We start from the raw sequence: 20,810 nt of genomic DNA, 5'->3' as shown, positions 1-20,810 counted from the left end.
CTAAATATAATCATAAAGGTAAAGCATGTACCCAATGCCAAGTTTACAACATCTTGCGCCCTCTCAACTCATCACCCTGTTACAGCAGTTTAATACGACCAATAATCATGCAATCTATCCGATTTGGCTCAATAACGAGGGTCAAAATGTTATCGGTTTATTGCCAAAAACAATATTTGAAATACATTCTCAAAATCAGCTTACCCAAAAGCAACGTCAAAATTGCTCATTCGATGATTTTGGGTACTGTGATAGCGTGATTAATACTGGGGCTGATACTGCAACTAATACGGTGGGCAATGTTGCCACTAATAATAGGGCAGCTAAGGGTGTTGATATTGGCGAATTAACGGCTGCGCTTGAGGCTTATCAACAGCTATTACTTAAACAGTCTGCTAGCCAACATACGGCTAATGTGGGCTACCAAGATGGCTTGATGGGATTTATTAGCTACGATTTATCAGCGCATCATTTAGCAAATGCAAACCACGTGCAAGCAAGTGCAACTCACGGGGAAACCAGTTACTTAACGCCCCATCAGCCGCAGCTATTTTTGGGACATTATGATATTTATTTGACCTATCAATACGGGAAGTGGCATTTACATACAACCACTGAGGAAGCCATGGCGCAAGCCGTCAAAATCGAAAACTGGCTGAATAATTTAGTCAGTGACGCCAACCTTCCTACACCAAAACCGCTTAGCTTATTACCTTTATGGCAAAAATCTGCGTACCACCAAGCTTTTTACAAAGTCCAAGACTACCTAACAGCAGGCGACTGTTACCAGATTAATCTTACTCAGTGCTGGCAAGGTGAGTTATCCAATCAGCAGTTGGTCGATTATTTGCCAAGCTTGCATCAGTCCACCCAGGCGCCGTTTGCAGGCTATCTTGGGTTAAACAATTTTGAACTACTAAGCTGCTCGCCCGAATTGTTTTTTACCTTTGCCAACAATGCCCAAGGCGAAAACTGCATTATTACCAAACCGATAAAAGGCACACGCCCACGCGGGCAAAATATAGCCGCTGACCAAGCCAATAAAAATGAACTTGCCAGCAGCGAAAAAGACATCGCCGAAAACGTCATGATTGTCGATTTGCTGCGCAATGATTTGGGCAAATATGCCAAGACTGGGACGGTAAAAGTCCCAAAACTGTTTGATATCGAAAGTTTTAGCAATGTGCACCATATGGTGAGTACTATCACCGCCACACTCAAAGACGATGTCAGCCCTTGGAGCGTTTTGTTTGAAAGTCTGCCCGCTGGCTCGGTTACCGGCACCCCCAAAAAGCGCGCGGTAGAAATCATCAATGAATTGGAAGCCAAACCGCGCGGGGCTTACTGTGGTACGATGGGGTATCTCAATTTTGATGGCACAGGGCAGTGGAATGTGCTGATTCGTACGCTACAAGCTTCAGATAGTAATGTCAGTCTATGGGCAGGCGGCGGCATCACGATTGCATCAGACTGTGATGCAGAGTACCAAGAATGTTTTGATAAAGTAGGAAATTTACTAAAAATATTGCACCAGTAAAGTTACAACAATCTACCATCAAGTGCGGTATTGAGTTCGCCTGCACTAATGGGCACGCTTTCGCCCTCAAATGGATTAAACACTAGGTCAATATCATAAAAGGCGATATGGGTATCCACAATCGCCAATTTTTTGCGACCCAGTTGCTGGCTAAATGCCAATAACTGTGCTTGACGAGCGAAGCGATAAGTCACCACCTCGCCTGTTTCGATATTTTGGCATTTGATAAAAAACTGCATACTAGGGTCACTCATGACGGTCAAACCAGATTTGTTAAGGTATCTAGTAAGCGTTGGTTTTGTTCTGCCGTACCGATGGTAATACGCAAATAACTGCTAATTTTTGGTTTGTTAAAATGACGAACAATCACCCCTTGCGCCCGCAGTTTTTCAAATACCTGTATGGTTTCTCCCATTGAAGCAGGTGGTTTGGCAAACACAAAGTTGGCTTGTGAAGGCAAGACAGTAAAGCCTAATTGCGTCAAAGCTTGAGTGACATCATGGCGTAGTGCGATGACTTTTTGATTGCAAGCAACAAAATAGTCGTTATCTTGCAAGCTAGCAACTGCGCCTGCTTGGGCAAGGCGATCTAGGGGATAGCTGTTAAAACTATTTTTATACCGATTTAATGCTTCAATCAGTGAGTGATTGGCAAACGCCATGCCGACACGCAGCCCCGCTAATGAGCGAGACTTTGAAAAGGTTTGGGTTACCACTAAGTTATCATATTTATCAATCAAACTGACCGCAGAGGCATTGGGTGTGTCTGCAAAATCAATATAGGCTTCATCAATCACAATGACCGCATTGCGATGTTCTTGTAGAAGTTTTTCGATATCCGGCAGCGGCAAAAGTACCCCAGTTGGCGCATTGGGATTGGCAATAATAATACCACTACACGGGCGGCGATAGTCATCGACATCAATGCTAAAATCGGTTTTGAGCGCAATGGTCACCAAATCCACATGGAAAGTATCGGCATACACAGGATAAAAACTGTAACCAATATCAGGGGTTAATACCGAACGGTCTTTGACAAAAAAACAAGCAAAAATATGCGCCAAAACTTCATCAGAGCCATTACCGACAAAAATTTGATTGGGGGCTACCTGATAAACTTGAGCCATTACTGCACGTAGTTCGTCAGATTCTGGGGCGGGGTAACGCTTTAAATGATCGGCTTGATTTAGCAAAACTTGTGCGATGGCTTCAGCGACTTTGGGGGAGGGTGGAAAAGGATTTTCATTGGTATTAAGCTTACACAGATTGTCATGCTTGGGCTGTTCACCCGGTGTGTAGGGCGTTAGGTTGCGAATCAAGGTGCTCCACAGTCGAGTGTTAATTTCGGGCGTTGCATCTGCGTTTGAAGTAAGCGTATCCACCATGACAAATCCTTACAAGATAATCAATGTGTTAAATCAATGTGGCCAGTCAATTTGCTAAGTCAATTTACCAAATCAAGTTACCAAACCAATGCGCCAAAGGCTGGCACAAACAATACATAGTAGCATAAATTGGTTAAAAATTTATCTACCGCAGCCCACTGATATCATAAAATTTGGGCTCAACGGTTGAGCAAGACGGATAGACAGTGAATTTTTAGCCGTTATGTGAATAAACCGTGCGCTGGCTTGGCGAATGTGTTAAAAGATAACCTTTTAACTCAAGCCCGTTAAACCAAGCCTATTAACTCAAGCCCATGAAAATAAGCTTATTAAATCACCCGTGCTAATAGATTACCTAGTTAAAACTTTGGAAGATGTATGAAATTCTCAGCGTCGCAATCGAGCGAGTCGAATATTCACCCTGCTGCTAACGCGTCTCAGATGCCGGTAGCGACTGCCCCGAGCAAGGCATTAATTATCACGGTAGTCATTGCCATTTTATTATTGGCTATCAATATGCGCGCGCCCATTATTGGGTTTGGTGCGGTGGCAAAGCTGGTTCAGCAGGATTTGGGGTTAACGACCAAAACCATTGGTTTGATTGGTACGATTCCTGTCATGGCATTTGCATCGAGTTCGTTTGTTGCGCCTATGTTGTCACGGCGGATTGGCTTGGAAAACACCATGATTTTGGCAACCAGTTTGCTTGCTATCGGTATTTTTGTACGGGTGGCGCATCCGCAATTAGGATTTTTGCTAGCGGGTACGGTGCTGCTATCGTTGGCGATTTCACTCGGCAATGTATTAATCCCGGCCGTCATCAAAAAATACACCCCCAATCACATTGGGCTTGTGATGGGAAGCTATTCGATGTTTTTGTCGGTGTTTGCTGGCTTTGCGTCAGGCATTGCGATGTGGCTTGTCAGCTTGTCCAATTGGCAATTTGCACTGGGGGTATGGGGCTGGGTATCCGTGGCAGCGGTGGCGGCTTGGCTAATAGTCACCCATTTGCGGTTACGGCAAAAAATTAGCACCCATGATGCTCAAATCATTAATCAAGCGGTTGCCGGAGCAGCACAACCCAGCCGAAAATCAGTCTGGAAAATCCCGATGGCGTGGTGGATTAGTGCGTTTATGGGTTTGCAATCTCTACTTTATTATACGCTCGCCAGTTTTTTACCGTCGTTACTCATTGATAAAGGGCTGAGCAAAGCGCAAGCAGGCAACGTGGGCATGGTGTTTCAATTGGTCGCTTTTCCTTCGATTTTACTGTTGACCAAATGGGTTTCTAGTCAGTGGAATTTACGTACGTTAGCGTTGCTTGCCGCAGTGGGAAACTTGGTGGGCGTGTTTGGCTTTGGGTTTTTGCCTTTGCAAGGCTGGGTATGGGTTTGGAGTATTGCATCAGGCTTTGGATGTGGGGTGATTTTTACCTTATGCATGATGATTTTTACCTTAAAATCAAAAGATAGCCAACAAGCCGCTGAACTGTCAGGGATGGCACAAACCGTGGGTTATAGCATCGCGATAACCGGTCCGATTGTGACAGGGTGGCTTAAAGACTTGAGTCATACTTGGACGCTATCGATGGGGTTTTTAACGATTTTAATGGTGCTTAATTGTGTGTTTAGTTGGTTGGCGACGCAAAACAAAGCGATTGAATAGCGAGGAAAAATTTGGGTAACCTTGCGCATTTTAACCCGTATTTTTATGTTAAAGGCTTGTGTATCTTTCAGCTAAATTGAGTAAAAAATCCTGTTTATTGCCAGCTTTTTATCTATACTGTGAGCGTCATTACCAATGCAATTAACGGCAACTAGCGGCAATAGTATTGGTAATGCTCTATTTTATCTTTAACAACTATATAGCCAATCTTGGTAGCCAATCATAAGATAACGTTGTCTAGTCAAGATTAGCCATCTTATAAAATTAGCCACAAAAAAAATCATCAGAGGAAAATAATATGTCAAACGATAAACGTATTTCAGACACCATGGAACAAGCGCTAAACAAGCAAATGATGGAAGAAGCTACGCAAGCGCAAGCGTATATTGCGCTAGGTAGCTGGGCGGAAGTGAACAATTACCCAGGCATTGCAGATTTTTTCTACAAGCATTCGGCTGAAGAACGTAATCATATGTTCAAATTTTTAGCTTATATCAACGAGCGTGGTGGCGAAGCTAAAATTGAAGCGATTCCCGCACCGCGTGATAACCCTGTTAGTCTTGAAACCTGTATCGAAGACGTCTGGCAACATGAGTTAGAAAATTCAAAAAAAATCTATGCACTTGTGGACCAAGCCATGGCAGAGCGCGATTGGGCAACGTTTAATTTCTTACAATGGTTTGTCAAAGAACAAATCGAAGAAGAAGCATTAATTAATAACCTACGGGATAAATTTGCCTTGGCATCAAAAGATAAGGCAGATAATCAAAACTTCTATGAGTTAGATAAAGACATGGCATCAGCCTCCCAAGAAGGTGATTTGCCACGAGAAAAATCGGTTGAATAATTTTGCCGGCATAAAAAAAGCTGAGAATCAATCTCAGCTTTTTTTGTACTTCATTATTATTTAATTTCAGTTTTTACTTCAGTGGCAGCTTAGCTTTTTAAACTAATATCACTGGCATCGACTGGCAATTGATTGGGTTTTAACGCCACAGGCTGTGATACCAACGCCGCTTTAAATACTTCATCAATCGTTTCTACTGGCTGGATGCTTAAGCCTTGTTTGACATTGTCAGGAATATCAATCAAGTCACGCTCATTGGATTTTGGAATCAACACGTGTTTGATACCGCCACGATGCGCTGCAAGCAGTTTTTCTTTCAAGCCACCGATACGTAACACTTTGCCACGCAAAGTAACTTCGCCTGTCATCGCAATATCGGGGCGGATGGCAATACCTGTCATCGCAGAGGCTAACGCAAGCGTTAACGCAATACCGGCGGATGGACCGTCTTTGGGGGTCGCACCTTCTGGCATATGCACGTGGATATCTGTGCCTTTGAGCTTATCGTAGCTGACGCCTAAGCTATCAGCACGGGCACGGACCACCGTCATCGCCGCACGAATTGACTCTTTCATCACATCACCCAGTGAACCTGTAAAACTTAGTTCACCTTTACCTTGCACCGCAACCGCTTCAATGGTCAATAGCTCACCACCGACTTGTGTCCAAGCCAAACCTGTGACACGACCGACTTCAGGTTCTTGCTCTGCCAAGCCATAATCGAATTGGTACACACCCAAGTAATCAGCGACATTTGAACTATCGACCGTTAATTTGTGTGCCGCGGTTTTATCTTCCGCTTTGTCTTTGCCCGATGATTCAACATTTTGTTTCACCACTTTGCGGGCGATTTTGTTGATTTCACGTTCAAGGTTACGCACACCTGCTTCACGGGTATAACGCTGTACGATCGCTTTGATTGCCTCATCGGTGATATCAATTTCAGTATCACTTAAGCCATTTTGCTTGATGGCTTTTGGTACTAAGTATTTATCCGCGATGCTGATTTTTTCATCTTCGGTGTAACCTGGCAGACGAATCACTTCCATACGGTCAAGTAGGGCAGGCGGAATATCCATACTATTGGCGGTACAGATAAACATCACTTGTGATAAGTCTAAATCCATATCCAAGTAGTGATCGTTAAAGCTATGATTTTGCGATGGGTCTAACACTTCAAGCAACGCTGAAGCAGGGTCACCACGAAAGTCTTGCGCCATTTTATCGATTTCATCGAGTAAAAATAGCGGATTTTTTACGCCCACTTTTGAAAGTGATTGTACGATTTTACCTGGCATAGCGCCGATATAGGTACGTCGGTGCCCACGAATCTCGGCTTCATCTCGCACGCCGCCCAATGCCATACGGATAAACTCACGACCTGTCGCACGGGCAATGGATTCACCTAAAGAAGTTTTACCCACCCCAGGCGGACCTACTAAGCAGAGAATCGGACCTTTTAAGGTATCCACGCGAGATTGCACTGCCAAGAACTCCAAGATACGATCTTTCACGTCTTGTAAACCATAATGGTCAGTGTCAAGCACGTCATGGGCTGTATTGAGGTCGATTGAGACATCACTGGTTTTGTTCCAAGGCGTATCTAAAATCCACTCTACATAGTTGCGTACGACCGATGATTCAGAAGAGGCAGCGGGCATGGTTTTGAGTTTACGAAACTCATTTTCTGCTTTTTTACGCACTGCTTCTGGCAAATCGGCTTCCGCTAAACGTTTTTCTAGCTCAGCAATATCGTCATCGTCATAATTTTCACCACGTTCTTCATGAAGGTCAGAAAGCTCAGATTTTATCGCTTTCATTTTTTCATTTAAGAAATACTCGCGCTGGTTGTTTTCCATCTGGCGACGGACCGCTTCTTGTAATTCTTGCTCGATATTGTGCTCGGCACTTTGCTGAATCAAATAGTCTGACAACTCTTTGATATGCGCAGTCAAATCATCGACTTCCAAAAAGTTTTGTTTAATCGATAAATTGAGTGAGACACGCGTCGCAATGAAATATACTAACTCTTCAAGTTGGGTGATACGCTCTGCCACACGAATCAACTCGCGTGAGTTACGTAAGCGATTTTCTGCATATTTGCTAAACAAAGCAACTAACGCTTCTTTGTGTGATTTTTGCGTTTTAGCGGTCATATTCACGGTGATAGGCGCTTTTTCAAAATCAGCCAGTAATACCGCTTCTTCCTCATCGGTGTCTTGGATGTCGACCAATTTGGCACGGTACAGACCTTCAATCAGCACTTTGATGCAATTTTCGTCATTTTCATGTGGCATGGTATTGACGACACGGCACACCGTACCATATTCAAATAGATTACTGGCATCAATGTCTTCAGATAGTGAATCTTTTTGTGCCACCACCAATACTTTATTATCGAATTCATTTTGCGCAAGCTCGACTGCTTTGACTGAAGGCGTACGACCCACAAATAAAGCAATTTGCATTTGTGGATACACCACAACGTCACGTAAAGCTAACAGTGGTAGCGTAGTGAATTCTTGCGATTCAGATGATTCTGGATTTGTCATTAAAACATCATCTTGCATATACTATGTCCCCTTAAATAACACAACAAGCAACTGACCATTTGTGAGCAAATGATGGCTTGCTGATAGACTTAAAAATATAAATGGCGTCAATGCAAAAAATTGCAAGGCTGGTCACACAAAGGGGGAAAAAACGACTAGCCAAGGGCGATAAAATGGTAAAAAAAAGCTAAAAATAACCACCGCAATCCTAGATTTAGCCTAATGTCGCTGTGATATTGATTTATATTTATCTAATTTATGTGTGTCTAATTTATATATATCTAAAAGTCGTCCAAGTCTTCAGAATTCACTCGGGTAAAGACATCAGCTTGGGTTAAAAGTTGCGTTAATCTAGCGGGATTCATGACACTGGCAATTTCTGCATCGCTTAACTCACCGCTTGATGGGTATAAGGGTTGATGGACTTGGCTAGTATCGGTATTGGTATCAATATCAGCATCATTGTCGGTTATGGCAGGTGAGGTCATCACCACATGTTGAAACAGGGAGTTGTCATTTTTTTGCATGGGAGAGTTCCACCAAATAGCGTCTAAATAACCATAGTTTACTAGGCGTGACCAAAGCATCAAGCGTGATATCCCAAGGATTAGCATTTAATTTTTCAACCAATTGAAAATCATAAGCCCAGCCAATTTTAAGCGGTTTGTTTTTAGCCTTGGCTAAGGTGCGGTCGTAGTAACCGCCACCCATGCCCATACGATTGCCAATTTTATCCGCTGCCACTAGCGGCATAAACAATACATCAAGCGCCGCTACGTTAAGCATTTTTCCTTTCTCAGGTTGGCGCATACCCAGTGGGTGTTTGGGTAGGCGAGATTGTCGCCAAGTTTTTTGGCTAAATTGGATAAATACGAGCGGCTGATTTTTGCCAGTGACGACAGGTAAATAAATACTATAACCGCGCTGTCTTGCCCAATCCATCAGCGGTTGGGTAGGCATTTCCCCAAAGGCATCCGCAAAAATCCCGACCTTGACGTTTTTGCCAGTTAAAGCAGGATGCTGTAGTCGATTTAAACCTCGTCGTGCTTGATAAGCGGCGCGATTACGGTGGCGCTTGGATAAGCGTAGACGTTGTTGACGTAACTGTTTACGCAAGTGATGAGCATTCATAGATTCACAGCGATGATGGATTGGTTATAGATTATAGTTAAGCCATTGATAATAAATCAAAATCAAAAAAAAGCCAAATAGCTGATTTGGTTGATTAGGCTTAGTTGCTTAAACACCCAAACATCCTACCGATAGTGTACAACCCATAACAAGTGTCCACTACCTGTTATTACCTGTTATGCCATTCCCTTTGAAATATTTGAAAAATAAAGCATTTTTACGGACGGTGATACTGAGTTTTAGTAGCCCTACAGAATCAAACTTAACCAGCAGCGCCTGTAAAAGATGATATGATTGCTGATAACGAGGATGACGGTTTATGTATACGTCTTTAAATTTTTATCTCAAGTCCAATTACTAAAGTTTGGCTTGTAAGTTAGCTAGTTTGTAGTTTATGTTGCATTTTTTTAAATTGCTGTGTTAATAACTTAGGAAAAATTAATGGATGCACTCAGTATGTTGCTTGAAGATATACATTTGTATCAAACTCAGTATCACTATATACACGCCACTGGGGAGTGGTCGTTTGAGTTAGATAAAAAAGATTGTATCGTGTTTTATTTGGTTACCACAGGTGGGATTAGTATTAAGGTCGATGATGTATATCGCAACGCACACGCGCGCGATGTGGTCATGGTGCCAGGCGGCAAAAAACACCTTGTTTGTGGTGTAGGGCAATCGGATATCCCATCAATTGACATTGCCCAGTTATTAAGCAACCAGACTGTTGAAACTATCAACTTGGGTAACCCTGCGATTTCTAGCCAAGGTGATGAGCCAGCGCAAACAACCGAAATAGTCGCGATTGTCTGCCATTACGATCGAGAGATTACGCGCCCGTTACTCAGCGCTTTACCAGAAATTTTGCCAGAAAGCGAATCAAACGATGAGCAAAAAATGATTATGCTTGATTTGGGTGTCAAATTTTTGGCATTAGAATCTGAGCAGAACCGACTTGGCAAAATGACCATTATCAATCGTATCGCCAGTATTTTGATGATTGAGTGTGTACGCAATTATATTGAGGATTTGCCCGAAGCGACAGATAATTGGCTAAAAGCTGTGAAAGATCCTTACCTTGCAAAGGCGTTGGCAGTCATGCATGATCGACCCGAGACCAATTGGACCATTCATAAGTTAGCTGAAGTCGCCGGGATGTCACGCAGTAGTTTTGCCGAGCATTTTCGTGAAGTGGTGGGGGTGCCGCCGTTGACTTATTTAACGGACTATCGACTTCGTCTTGCGGCGCGTTATTTACGGCTACAAGAAAATAGCATCAGCCGTATCAGTGAGTTAGTGGGTTATGCCTCCGATAGTACCTTTAGCCAAGCATTCAAACGCGTCTATAAAATGTCACCACGAAAATATCGCCAGTCGTTTCGAACCGATGATGTGCATTTTGCTGACAGCTTGAGCGAGGAATGAGTCAGTAGTCGAGAACCCTGAGTAACCACAAAAAAGCAGGTTTGCTGCGGTTTTGTGGTTATTGCCATTTTTATAGCAAGTTTTATATCTTATAGCGAGTTTTATCGCAATTAAGAATGATCAGTCTATTTTCATAGCAATATCTGTTAGGTTATGTCGATAGGGGTATGATATAGTGACAAGCACTGTCCCATATTATATCAGCTACGATTGCCAACATGGAAACTTCAACTACCAAAGGTCAACCTGTCGAAGCACATGGCTTGCACATCAAGCCCAATCCAGAAGACCCTGCGATGGACCATCGTGGTGTTAAGCCGATGGATGTTACCAGTCACTACACCGCCGTGTTTCATGCACAAGAAAACGCAGTGACCCAGTATTTTGAGCACTCCCATCCCAACCAACTGTTATTTTATATCTCAAGTAAAAAATCCCAATTTATTGAAACTAAAAAACTGCAAATCGCCAAATATTTAAATATGCGCGATAATGTTGGGCTGATGCAACTGCAGCATTTGTTTAATAATTTACATATCATCGATGATTTGGTGATGTCGATTAGCCATCATTTACCGCCGCAGCGACCGATTGGTTGGCAGCTTGTCAGCCAAAGCAAAAACTTAATGAACCTGCCAACCGTAGGCTTGATGCCATCATCAGCTGAATTTCGCGGTCTTGAGCATAGTTTGGCGGCGACCGTGATTCAGTTTTTGGGCGTGGCATGCTATCACAACGACCGAGGTTATTTTGTCGGGCATATTTTAGGTTATCTATTTAGTTGTTATTATTTTGCCCATCTAGGTGTCAACTATTCAGTCACCCCATTAAAAGAGGCGGCGATTCCCAATTACCCTTACCAAGTCATCAATGTGGCAGAATTAGTGAGACTATTGCAATCACTCGATGAGTCGCTCAAAGCGCAAGTTTATCAATTAGCCATCTATTGTGCGCAAATCAGTGAATACGCCGTTGACAAACGAATCGAGAAAATGCTGATTACTGAGGTCAATAGCTTTAACAAGCAAGACTTGCGCGATGAGCTATCGGTGTTGGTACAATATGATTCCAATGAAAACGAGTCTTTATTTCAGCCTATTAAGCCTTTAAAATAACGCTAATTTTACCCGTTGGGAATTCACATGCCCGCATTTCAGTACAAAGCCATGGATACCCAAGGCAAGTCACACCAAGGTATTCTTGAAGCCGATTCTGCTAGGCTAATCCGCCAACAACTGCGTGATAAAAATTTACTGCCTGTCGAAGTCTCACCTGTACAAAAAACCGATGTCAGTCGCAACCGATTGTGGCAAAAAGGGGTGGGTGCGTATGATTTGGCATTAATCACCCGCCAATTGTCGGTGTTGTTGGCAGCGTCGATACCGATTGAACAAGCGTTACAAGCGATTGCCAAACAAAGCGAAAAACCGCATGTCAAAGCGTTAATGCATGGCGTGCGCGGCAAAGTATTGGAAGGCTATAGTCTAGCGAGCGCGCTACAAGACTCTGGTAATTTTCCCGCAATTTATATTGCCACCATTGCCGCAGGTGAGCGCTCAGGACATTTGGATTTGATTTTAAACCAGTTAGCCGATTACACCGAAAATCGCTTTGCCATGCAAAAAAAGGTACAAGGCGCGATGGTGTATCCGATAATCTTGCTGATGATGGCGGTGGCAGTGGTGGTGGGCTTGATGAGCTTTGTCGTGCCAAAAATTGTCAAAGTGTTTGAACAATCCGAGCAAGCGCTGCCATGGATCACCCAAGTGGTGTTGGCATTGTCTAATCTCTTAACCCAATGGTGGTGGCTGATATTAGGCGGGATAATCGGTGCGGTTTTTTTATTTGTGAAGTTTATTAAAACGGCGGCAGGCAAAGCCACTTTTGACCAATTTGTCTTGCGGTTGCCGGTGTTTGGTAAATTATCGCGAAATCTGAATGCATCACGTTTTGCCAGTACGTTAGCGATTTTGGTACGCTCAGGGGTGCCGTTGGTGGAAGCACTGGCCATCGGCGCGGCAGTCACCACCAATACCCATATCAAACATACCATCGTGAACGCCACAGAAAAAGTCACCGAGGGCGCGAGCCTATCAAGCCAGCTTGAGCGCAGTAATTATTTTCCGCCGATGATGGTACAGATGATTAAAAGTGGTGAGAACTCAGGCGAGCTTGATGACATGCTGACGCGTGCAGCAGCGATGCAGCAAAATGAAGCTACCAATATGATTAGCACGCTATTGTCACTCCTTGAGCCGCTGATGTTGGTGCTGATGGGGGTGATTGTCATGACCATTGTGATGGCAGTGATGCTACCGATTATCAATATGAATGATTTGGCAGGGTAAAACCTAAAACCGCCAAACAATTAATCGCCAAAGAATTAATGGCTAAATAATCCGACAAAATTAACCAAATCGGTATGCAAATTGTCAAAAAAGCCGTGTAAAATCCTAACACCTTATCAAAAAGCGCTAAAAATTTAAAAAATGGAAATTCGTATGTATTGTGCTCATGTATCAAAAAATCGTCAAGCGGGTTTTACCTTAATTGAAGTCATGGTAGTGATTGTCATTTTGGCAATTTTGGCAGGTCTTGTGGTGCCCAAAGTGGTGGGTCAAAGTGACAAAGCCCGCGTCAAAACCACCGAAACGGCTTTATCCACCACCTCAAATGCCATTGATATGTTTAAAGTGGATAATGGTCGCTATCCCACCACCCAAGAAGGGTTAGAAGCCCTAAACAAGCCACCACAAGGCGCCAAAAACTGGCCAGAGGGCGGGTATATTAAAGGCGGTTTTCCGAAAGATGGCTGGGATAATGACCTACAATATGTTATCCCAGGTACAGAAGGCAGAACCTATGATTTGTTCTCATTAGGCGCTGATGGCAAAGAAGGCGGCGAAGGTCAAGACGCAGACATTTTTGCTAAACTATAAGTTTGCTGTTTTTACTGGGTTAACGAAATCAGAGTCACGCACTCTGATTTTTTTTGCTAGGTTTTTGGACAGGGATTAGCTAAAATTAGCCGTCATAGTATAATTACGTGATTTAAAACGTATAAATTTAAAACATATGAATTTGAAACGTATGAGAAGTTGTCTTTGAAAAATATATCCCTTATGCCTACGCCATTGTTTTGTTTTCGAACTGTGAGTCGTCATGTCTCTTTGCTTGGCACGCTACTGGCTGTCACTAACCTCACTATGCCAAGTGCCCAAGCGATTAGTTTAAGCGAGGTTTTTGGCGGTAATGACAATCCCAGCTCGACAGTCAAAGACAAGCCGCTACCGGTGCATGAGGCTTTTAAAGTCTATACTGAGCAAAAAGGGCAAGTGGTGACCATCCATGTGGATGTCAAAGCAGGCTATTATGCGTATCGGGATAAATTAACCTTACAATTACCTGATGGGGTAACAGCGACGCCGCTACAATTTAGTGCAGCACCGACCTATGTGGATGACCCGGATTTTGGTCGGGTGCCTGTGTTTGAACACCCTTTTACTGCTACAACTACGCTGAGCGCGGATAAAGCAATTATCTCGCAACCTGCTACGGTCAAATGGCAGGGCTGTGCTAAGGTAGGACTTTGCTATCCCCCTGAAAAAACCAAATTTGTCATCACCCAATTGGCCGCTTCCAGCAAAAATGCCGCAAAAAAATCAGACGCAATGACGTCAAAAACGGCGCAAGCCAAAGTCAATAATACCGTGGCGATAACCAATGACGCCGCCCCAGTAGCGACTCAGCAATCTGCTAGCTTGACCCCTGCTAAAACCGTCAATGAGGCAACTAGCACACCGTCTGCCAAACAAGCGCTGTCCAGTGGCAGTGCCGCAGCGGGGCAGCAAGTCGCATCGACCACAGCCACCGATGTCTTAACCACAGGGCAGTTAACGGCATCCGCCCCTATAGTCTCCGTTACATCGTCTCAACCTGTCCAAACAACTGTCATAACTGAACCCGCGGCTTCATCGGTGGCGGTGGCAACGAGTTTGACGGCTAGCCCTAGCAATCAAGATATTTTTGGATTCACCAAACATAGCGGTGTTGCATTGTTGCTATTGTTTTTAGCGGGATTGGGGTTAGCTTTTACCCCTTGTGTGTTACCTATGCTGCCGATTGTAGCCAATATCGTTGCCCGTCAACATCGTCCATCCGCCAAAAAAGGGTTATTGCTCACGGGCAGTTATGGTTTGGGTGTTGCCACCAGTTATGGTATTTTGGGCGCAGTGGTTGCGTTATTTGGGCAATCTTTAGGAATACTAAACTGGCTACAAAACCCTGTTATTTTGCTAATTTTTGCAGGGCTATTTATCCTGCTTGGACTGTACATGTTGGACGTCATTCGCTGGCAATTGCCGCATGCGATGCGTGTTAAGTTCCAAAAAATCAGCCAAATTGGGGAAAATCGACTCGGTAGCTTAAGTGGTAGTTATTTGACGGGCTTGTTTTCTGCATTGGTTGTCTCTCCTTGTGTGTCGGCACCCCTTGCAGGCGCGTTGGCAGGCGTGGCAGCACTGGGTGATCCTGTGATGGGTTTTGCCGCATTGTTTTTGTTGGGGCTTGGGCTATCCACACCGCTCATTTTACTGGGCGCCACTCAAGGTAATTTTATGCCAAAAGCAGGTGAGTGGATGAACTGGGTCAAAACTAGCTTTGGTTTGCTGTTATTTGGCGTCGCTTTATTGATGATAGAGCGTATATGGCTATCAAGCTGGATGCTGCTGCTATGGGCACTGTGGTTTGCTGTGATTGGCTTATGGCTGTGGCGCTGGCACGGCAAAAAAGGTCAATTACTCACTCAAGCACTAGCATTGCTAGCGTGCCTCTGGTCAGCGTGTCTTGTGATAGGCACTGCCTCAGGTAGTCAAGATAGTTGGCAGCCGCTTAACAAGCTTGTGAATACATCAGCGCAATCGGCATTAACGGCACCGAAGACCACCCATACGATTACAATCACCAAACTGTCACAGCTTGAGCCCTTGCTTTCGCAATATCCAAAGCTAGTCGTCGATGTCACCGCAGAGTGGTGCATCGAATGTCGTATTATGGATAAAACACTTTTTGCCAACCCGCCGCAAAGTTTAGCCAGCTGGCAAGTTGTCAAACTCGATGTGACTAACAATACGCCGGATAGCCAAGCAATCTATAAAAAACTGGCGGTGTTCGGTCCGCCTGTACTGTTGTATTACCAAAACGGTCAACTGGTAGCAAGACAAAACGGTGAAGTCAAACGCCCTGATTTTGAGCAACTCTTGTCCCAATTAAATTCAGTCCAATTAAACTCAGTCAAATAAAAGCAACTTAACTGATTTACCGACCCATTCAATCATAAAGGTTAAACAAAAATTGAACTATCACTTAGCAAAGTCTATAGCCATCCCGTTAACTTTAGGGGTGCTAATTTTTGTCACTGGGTGTTCCCATGCAGGCAATGCCGACCAACAGCCGAACCAAAACCAAAGCGAAAATAGCCAGTTAGCAAGCCCAAATTCGCCGTTAGCAGGTTCAAAGTCCAATCAACAGACGGCTAAAAATTCAGCAAGTTATACTGACAAAAAACGTCAGGCAACAAATCTTCAATGCAACAACGCCGTAATTAATCAAGCTTATCAAGCCAAAAACCCCAGCGTTAAACGACAGGTATTAGGGTGTGGTACGGTGATTAAAGTGCTAAAAGACGATAACCAGGGTAGCCGCCATCAAAAATTTTTAGTCAAAATTGATAACTACCCAAACATCACGGTGTTAATTGCCCATAATATTGATTTGGCACCCCGCATCGAGGGTATCCAAGCCAAAAATCCCATTCGCTTTTATGGTGAATATATTTATAACGACAAAGGTGGCGTTGTACATTGGACCCACCGTGACCCTGCTAGCCGTCATCAACACGGTTGGCTTGAGTATAAAGGCCAGCAGTATCAATAGAAGTGCCAATACAAGCACCAATAGAAATACCCATAATTGACGAGCCAATAGTTGCTTGTAATTTTACTTTACTGTTAAAAATTATTATGCATTTGTTAACTATTTGTCATCAATTTTTGCTATCATGAACGATATTTTTGTAAGAAGGTCAACCTATGTCACAACTTACGCTTTACCGTACCTCTTTATCGCTTGCTATACTAGCCACACTAACACTAACAGTTACAGCAACGGCACACGCAAAAACTTCAACAAAATCTTCAACAAGAGCTTCAACAAAAACTTTAATAAAAACAACCGTTATCCCCGTTGACCAACAAACGCTGCTAACCTGTTCAAAAATCAGTGACAATGTCGCGCGTTTAGCTTGTTTTGACAAGATAAGCGTTGGGAAAATCGAACCTGAAGCCAAGGCGCCCCTTGATATTGCCAAAACCTTGGAAGTGAGTATTAAAGAAGGTAAAGCGGTGCCAGTGTTAGCCGTGAATCAAACGGCAACCGTCACGACCACAACCACGACGATAACCAAAAACGAGCAAAAAAAATTAGATCATTTGGTGCCTAACAAGCAAGACAAAACCATCTTAAAGCAAGTGGGAGTGACTGCAACAGATGTTGAAAAATATACGCCACTGAGTGTGTCATATGACTTGGATAAAAATGATCCCAAAGGGATACTGACGATACGTCCACATTTGCCCATGTATGTCATGCCGCTTTGGTACAACGCGACGCCAAACTATGACATCCATTCACCCACCCAAGATCATGTTCGCGCATCGAAAGATTATTTGCAGCACTTAGATAGCAAGCTGCAAATTTCAATGAAAACCAAGCTTGCCCAAGATGTCTTCGATACCAATGCCGATGTTTGGCTTGGCTATACTCAGCAGTCTTATTGGCAAGTGTACAATGGTAAAAGCTCAAGACCTTTTCGCAGCTCAGATTACCAGCCAGAGATATTTTTGACACAGCCTATCAAGGGTGATCTGCCTGGGAATGGGTCATTAAGACTGTTAGGCGCAGGTCTAGTGCATGAATCAAATGGACAGTCAGACCCGTTATCACGTTCTTGGAATCGTATCTATGCGATGGCAGGAACAGAGTGGGGCAAACTCACCGTGATTCCAAGACTGTGGCTAATCGCAAATGAGAATAGTAAAGACTCGGATAACCCAGATATTGGCGACTACATGGGCTATGGTGATGTGCGTTGGTTGTATCCGCTCAATGACCAAAGCACGGTGGGTGGTGTGATGCGTTATAATCCAAGTACCAATAAAGGCGCTATACAGGTGGATTATGCTTATCCATTGACAGGCGGTATGAAAGCGATTTTACAAGTATTCCATGGCTATGGTGAAAACATCCAAGACTATAATCATAAGAGCACCAATGTCGGTATTGGTATCATGTTCAATGATTTTAAAGGGCTTTAACTGCGTTTATGGCAATCGTAGCCCCCTTGTCTTGGTGGCGATTGCCCTTTGCCATGGCGTTTGTGTATCAAGCGAAAGTTCATCACCGTTGCCAACTATGTGGCATCAATGATTGCGCTGCAGCAGGCTTTGATAAGTTAGCACCGCGTCACCATGACCATTGGTTTAATCGACAGCAATTTCTTTGTCAGCCATGCCATAGCCGGTTTGCATGGTCCGCGTCATTTTTTACTTTGCAATTGAGCCAAACCTCAATCCGTGGCGTAGCCAGCGGCTACTATCAATATCCCCTCAATCAAATCATGCTTGGGTACAAAAATGGGCAGCAGTTACATCATCTGCCTGTTTTGATTCAAGCTATCAGACAACTGCATATACCTAAAGGTTGTCATTCAAAAAACTCGTTAATCGTTAAAGTACCAACAAGTTTACAACGCATTAGGCAACGCGGCTTCGATCCGCTTGCCATTTTAACCGCTTATCTAAGCTTTCACTGGCAAATCCCTGTTTTTACGGGTGTGCAGCGACTCGACCGACCTCACCAACAGGGTCTAAGCCGAGAAGAGCGTTTAGATAATATCAAAGATGCGTTTTCTCTGACAGATATGCCGCCTAGCAAACATTTGATTTTATTTGATGATGTGGTGACCACAGGTGCCACCCTGTCTGAATTGGCTAATCTACTCATAAATTATCACCCATCTGCCCGTATTCATGCGTATTCAGTCTTGCATGGTAATGTTTTGCATTAGATTTGGCTTGTCGCTGTTTTGCGACCAAAATTGCATCGCTATATCGTTAAAGCTCGCAGATAAAGGCGGGCTGCCAGTGGGTTTTTGGAAAGATTCTTTAAAATACTAAGCTAAAAATGATTTGATAATACGTGAGCGCCCTTTCGTCCTAACTCACTTAGCAACGATAAGTGGCTGAGGTAAACTATCGGTAGTAAGCTTTAGGTATGACAATTAACAAAAATATTGCGATAATAGGTATGTTTTTTGCTTTAATGTTAGAATTATTTGTGCTAGTAAACATCGTATGATAGGTCGTTTATCAAGGGGTATGGGTGGGTATCGTGATGAAAGTTTTGAACAGACAGTATCATCGTAACCAAAATCATGACCAAGGTTTTACGCTGATTGAGCTTGTCATCACCATTGCGATTATGGCTATTATTGCCGCGATGGCAGCGCCTAGTATGCAGCGACAGATACAACAAGCGAAAACACGAGAGGCTGCCAGTGTCTTTGTAAATGCTCTTAAAGAAGCACGCTCACAAGCACTAATAACCCAAAGCAATACTATTGTAACCCTTGATACTGCAGCAAAGCGCATTACCCTGACTAGTGGTGCTGTCAATGCTAGTAATAGCACGTCTAAGACGTATCAAATTGACAATAGCGTCAATATTTCCCAAATATCTGATGCACCTAATACAATCACTTTTGCCGCTAATAAAGGCGTTTATCAAGGTATAGATACAGAGAGTACAGAACGTAAGAAGATAACCTTAGGAATGGGGTATGGGGTTTGCTTTAATAAAGGACTGCTCAAATCAATTATCAAAGTAGATGGTAATGGTAATATTTCGACAGAAGAAACAGCCGTCAATGGGAGTTGTTCATGAATTCACAACAAGGCATTGGCTTAATAGAAGTGCTGGTCGCGTTGATGTTGTTAGCAATTGCGGTGCTTGGATTCACTGCGATGCAGATGACCGCAGTCAAAGCCACCGATGAGAGTTTGATGCGTACCCGAGCATTAACTGTCATGCGGGGTGGGGCAGAAATGATGCGAGCAAATCCTAATGGTATTACAGCATTTAAAAAGGCACTTAACGGTAATCCAACAGAAAGTAATATTACCACCGCCAGTTGTATGACCAATAGTTCAACCGCACCAGTAGCTTGCACTGTTGATCAATTGGCTACTAAAGACGCTTTAACCATCAAGCAATACGCCACAGACAATGAACTAAACATTTCAATAGACACTTGCCCTGGCACAGGGACAACTACTAACACAGTGGCATCAGTAACCACGACCCTATCAGGGCAAGAGCGACAATGTTTTGTGGCAAGTTGGGGTAATACCAATGCAGCTTTAGGCGCAGGCACGAATGATTGTGCCGATGCCAACGGTGTGTATAAAGCAGGTGCTCAGTGTTTTATCATGGAGGCGTACTGATGGCACGATATCACCAACATGCCAATGGCTTTACCTTAATTGAGCTGATGATTTCATTAGTGTTGGGATTATTGATATCGGCGGCTGTTATCCAAATCTACTTGACCAATGTGCAATCGACAACGGTTCAAAAAAGTGGCAGTGAGCTGCAAGATGCTAGTATTTTTGGACTTCAGCAGTTAGAAGCTCACATACGTTTGGCAAACCTTGGAAACTCAGTAAATAAAATAACGGATACCACCGAAAATGGCGGTATCGTGTTATCCTTAAAAAATCTAGGGGTGACTGATACAATAATACTCCCTTTTTTGACGCATACCGCAGGTGATACAGGGTTTACTAGTACTTCAAATATTAATAATATCAATAGTGACCAACTGACTATACAGTTTACCAATACCACCGGGCAAACGATGTCAGATTGTGAAAGCGTAGATATCCCTCCAAATACAAAAGTGATTGAGCGCTATTTTGTGCGACAAGTGACTGCCGATACCAGTACAGGCACAGTTAAAAATCTTGCTTTGGTATGTGATGCAGGTAGAATTGATGGTGCAACGATTACGGATTTAAGTGCAAATTATAAAACGGGTGGTAATGAACTGATTACGGGTGTCGATCAATTTAAAGTGTTATTAGGTGTTCAAGACGCAACCAATAGAATCATGTACTTGCCAAGCTCTACTTATATCAGTCATACAACATCACC

19 protein-coding genes are annotated in these 20,810 nt (G+C 43.5%); 14 read left to right on the top strand and 5 right to left on the bottom strand.

What is annotated here, in order from left to right; translation table 11 throughout:
• Positions 1-34 precede the first annotated feature (34 nt).
• Entirely contained in the window at positions 35-1,537 is a 1,503-nt protein-coding gene (locus RT143_RS09535; protein ID WP_313092716.1) for an anthranilate synthase component I family protein, read from the top strand.
• Between the two features lie 2 nt (positions 1,538-1,539).
• On the opposite strand, the gene RT143_RS09530 is transcribed toward RT143_RS09535, so the two are convergent.
• Both RT143_RS09530 and hisC read right to left on the bottom strand, forming a co-directional pair.
• Positions 1,540-1,791: a hypothetical protein gene (locus tag RT143_RS09530; protein ID WP_313092714.1), complete on the bottom strand. Its 252-nt coding sequence runs from the start codon at positions 1,789-1,791 to the stop codon at positions 1,540-1,542.
• A gap of 5 nt (positions 1,792-1,796) precedes the next feature.
• Complete coding sequence (hisC, locus tag RT143_RS09525; RefSeq protein WP_313092712.1) at positions 1,797-2,921, bottom strand: histidinol-phosphate transaminase; 1,125 nt, start codon at positions 2,919-2,921, stop codon at positions 1,797-1,799.
• A 378-nt stretch (positions 2,922-3,299) separates the two neighbouring features.
• Between hisC and RT143_RS09520 the strand changes: the two genes are divergently transcribed.
• Both RT143_RS09520 and RT143_RS09515 read left to right on the top strand, forming a co-directional pair.
• The gene (locus tag RT143_RS09520) at positions 3,300-4,586 is read left to right on the top strand and encodes an MFS transporter (RefSeq protein ID WP_313092710.1); all 1,287 of its coding nucleotides are present in this window, start codon (positions 3,300-3,302) and stop codon (positions 4,584-4,586) included.
• A gap of 298 nt (positions 4,587-4,884) precedes the next feature.
• Positions 4,885-5,433, top strand: coding sequence for a ferritin (locus tag RT143_RS09515; protein WP_313016218.1), 549 nt, complete (start codon positions 4,885-4,887; stop codon positions 5,431-5,433).
• 89 nt (positions 5,434-5,522) lie between these two features.
• Here RT143_RS09515 and lon read toward each other — a convergent pair whose 3' ends face one another.
• The 3 genes from lon to RT143_RS09500 all read right to left on the bottom strand — a co-directional run bounded on the left by lon (position 5,523) and on the right by RT143_RS09500 (position 9,116).
• Positions 5,523-8,003, bottom strand: coding sequence for an endopeptidase La (gene lon / locus RT143_RS09510; protein WP_313092708.1), 2,481 nt, complete (start codon positions 8,001-8,003; stop codon positions 5,523-5,525).
• 263 nt (positions 8,004-8,266) lie between these two features.
• Positions 8,267-8,512 (bottom strand): hypothetical protein, encoded by a 246-nt coding sequence (locus tag RT143_RS09505; RefSeq protein ID WP_313092706.1) that lies wholly within the window; start codon positions 8,510-8,512, stop codon positions 8,267-8,269.
• Complete coding sequence (locus RT143_RS09500; protein WP_313092704.1) at positions 8,499-9,116, bottom strand: 5-formyltetrahydrofolate cyclo-ligase; 618 nt, start codon at positions 9,114-9,116, stop codon at positions 8,499-8,501. Before RT143_RS09500 ends, RT143_RS09505 begins: the two co-directional genes overlap by 14 nt.
• A gap of 441 nt (positions 9,117-9,557) precedes the next feature.
• On the opposite strand from RT143_RS09500, the gene RT143_RS09495 reads away from it, so the two are divergent.
• The 11 genes from RT143_RS09495 to RT143_RS09445 all read left to right on the top strand — a co-directional run.
• Positions 9,558-10,541, top strand: coding sequence for an AraC family transcriptional regulator (locus RT143_RS09495; protein WP_313092702.1), 984 nt, complete (start codon positions 9,558-9,560; stop codon positions 10,539-10,541).
• 218 nt (positions 10,542-10,759) lie between these two features.
• On the top strand, positions 10,760-11,656 hold the full coding sequence (locus tag RT143_RS09490) for a hypothetical protein (RefSeq protein ID WP_313092700.1): 897 nt from the start codon (positions 10,760-10,762) through the stop codon (positions 11,654-11,656).
• 27 nt (positions 11,657-11,683) lie between these two features.
• Positions 11,684-12,889 (top strand): type II secretion system inner membrane protein GspF, encoded by a 1,206-nt coding sequence (gspF, locus tag RT143_RS09485; RefSeq protein WP_313092698.1) that lies wholly within the window; start codon positions 11,684-11,686, stop codon positions 12,887-12,889.
• 153 nt (positions 12,890-13,042) lie between these two features.
• A complete protein-coding gene (gene gspG / locus RT143_RS09480) occupies positions 13,043-13,480 on the top strand; it encodes a type II secretion system major pseudopilin GspG (RefSeq protein WP_409519710.1) in 438 nt (145 codons plus the stop codon).
• Positions 13,481-13,645: 165 nt separating this feature from the next.
• On the top strand, positions 13,646-15,841 hold the full coding sequence (locus RT143_RS09475; protein WP_313092694.1) for a cytochrome c biogenesis protein CcdA: 2,196 nt from the start codon (positions 13,646-13,648) through the stop codon (positions 15,839-15,841).
• A 52-nt stretch (positions 15,842-15,893) separates the two neighbouring features.
• Positions 15,894-16,475 (top strand): DUF3465 domain-containing protein, encoded by a 582-nt coding sequence (locus RT143_RS09470; protein ID WP_313092692.1) that lies wholly within the window; start codon positions 15,894-15,896, stop codon positions 16,473-16,475.
• Between the two features lie 155 nt (positions 16,476-16,630).
• Entirely contained in the window at positions 16,631-17,914 is a 1,284-nt protein-coding gene (locus RT143_RS09465) for a phospholipase A (RefSeq protein ID WP_313092690.1), read from the top strand.
• Positions 17,915-17,922: 8 nt separating this feature from the next.
• Positions 17,923-18,666, top strand: coding sequence for a ComF family protein (locus tag RT143_RS09460; RefSeq protein WP_313092688.1), 744 nt, complete (start codon positions 17,923-17,925; stop codon positions 18,664-18,666).
• A 326-nt stretch (positions 18,667-18,992) separates the two neighbouring features.
• Entirely contained in the window at positions 18,993-19,541 is a 549-nt protein-coding gene (locus tag RT143_RS09455; RefSeq protein WP_313092687.1) for a pilus assembly FimT family protein, read from the top strand.
• Entirely contained in the window at positions 19,538-20,101 is a 564-nt protein-coding gene (pilV, locus tag RT143_RS09450) for a type IV pilus modification protein PilV (protein WP_313092686.1), read from the top strand. The genes RT143_RS09455 and pilV overlap by 4 nt, the downstream gene beginning before the upstream one ends.
• Positions 20,101-20,810 (top strand): PilW family protein (locus RT143_RS09445; protein ID WP_313092684.1); only part of this gene is annotated, 710 nt, incomplete at its 3' end. The genes pilV and RT143_RS09445, both read left to right, overlap by 1 nt.

Source organism: Moraxella sp. CTOTU48268, from assembly GCF_032069585.1.
GTDB classification, from domain to species: domain Bacteria; phylum Pseudomonadota; class Gammaproteobacteria; order Pseudomonadales; family Moraxellaceae; genus Faucicola; species Faucicola cinerea.
This window is presented reverse-complemented; position numbering and strand designations above follow the sequence as displayed.

Coding starts and splice junctions, on each gene's coding strand:
- RT143_RS09535 (WP_313092716.1), top strand. CDS start 35: ATGCCAAGTTTACAACATCTTGCGCCCTCTCAACTCATCACCCTGTTA.
- RT143_RS09530 (WP_313092714.1), bottom strand. CDS start 1,791: ATGAGTGACCCTAGTATGCAGTTTTTTATCAAATGCCAAAATATCGAA.
- hisC (WP_313092712.1), bottom strand. CDS start 2,921: ATGGTGGATACGCTTACTTCAAACGCAGATGCAACGCCCGAAATTAAC.
- RT143_RS09520 (WP_313092710.1), top strand. CDS start 3,300: ATGAAATTCTCAGCGTCGCAATCGAGCGAGTCGAATATTCACCCTGCT.
- RT143_RS09515 (WP_313016218.1), top strand. CDS start 4,885: ATGTCAAACGATAAACGTATTTCAGACACCATGGAACAAGCGCTAAAC.
- lon (WP_313092708.1), bottom strand. CDS start 8,003: ATGCAAGATGATGTTTTAATGACAAATCCAGAATCATCTGAATCGCAA.
- RT143_RS09505 (WP_313092706.1), bottom strand. CDS start 8,512: ATGCAAAAAAATGACAACTCCCTGTTTCAACATGTGGTGATGACCTCA.
- RT143_RS09500 (WP_313092704.1), bottom strand. CDS start 9,116: ATGAATGCTCATCACTTGCGTAAACAGTTACGTCAACAACGTCTACGC.
- RT143_RS09495 (WP_313092702.1), top strand. CDS start 9,558: ATGGATGCACTCAGTATGTTGCTTGAAGATATACATTTGTATCAAACT.
- RT143_RS09490 (WP_313092700.1), top strand. CDS start 10,760: ATGGAAACTTCAACTACCAAAGGTCAACCTGTCGAAGCACATGGCTTG.
- gspF (WP_313092698.1), top strand. CDS start 11,684: ATGCCCGCATTTCAGTACAAAGCCATGGATACCCAAGGCAAGTCACAC.
- gspG (WP_409519710.1), top strand. CDS start 13,043: ATGTATTGTGCTCATGTATCAAAAAATCGTCAAGCGGGTTTTACCTTA.
- RT143_RS09465 (WP_313092690.1), top strand. CDS start 16,631: ATGTCACAACTTACGCTTTACCGTACCTCTTTATCGCTTGCTATACTA.
- RT143_RS09460 (WP_313092688.1), top strand. CDS start 17,923: ATGGCAATCGTAGCCCCCTTGTCTTGGTGGCGATTGCCCTTTGCCATG.
- RT143_RS09455 (WP_313092687.1), top strand. CDS start 18,993: ATGAAAGTTTTGAACAGACAGTATCATCGTAACCAAAATCATGACCAA.
- pilV (WP_313092686.1), top strand. CDS start 19,538: ATGAATTCACAACAAGGCATTGGCTTAATAGAAGTGCTGGTCGCGTTG.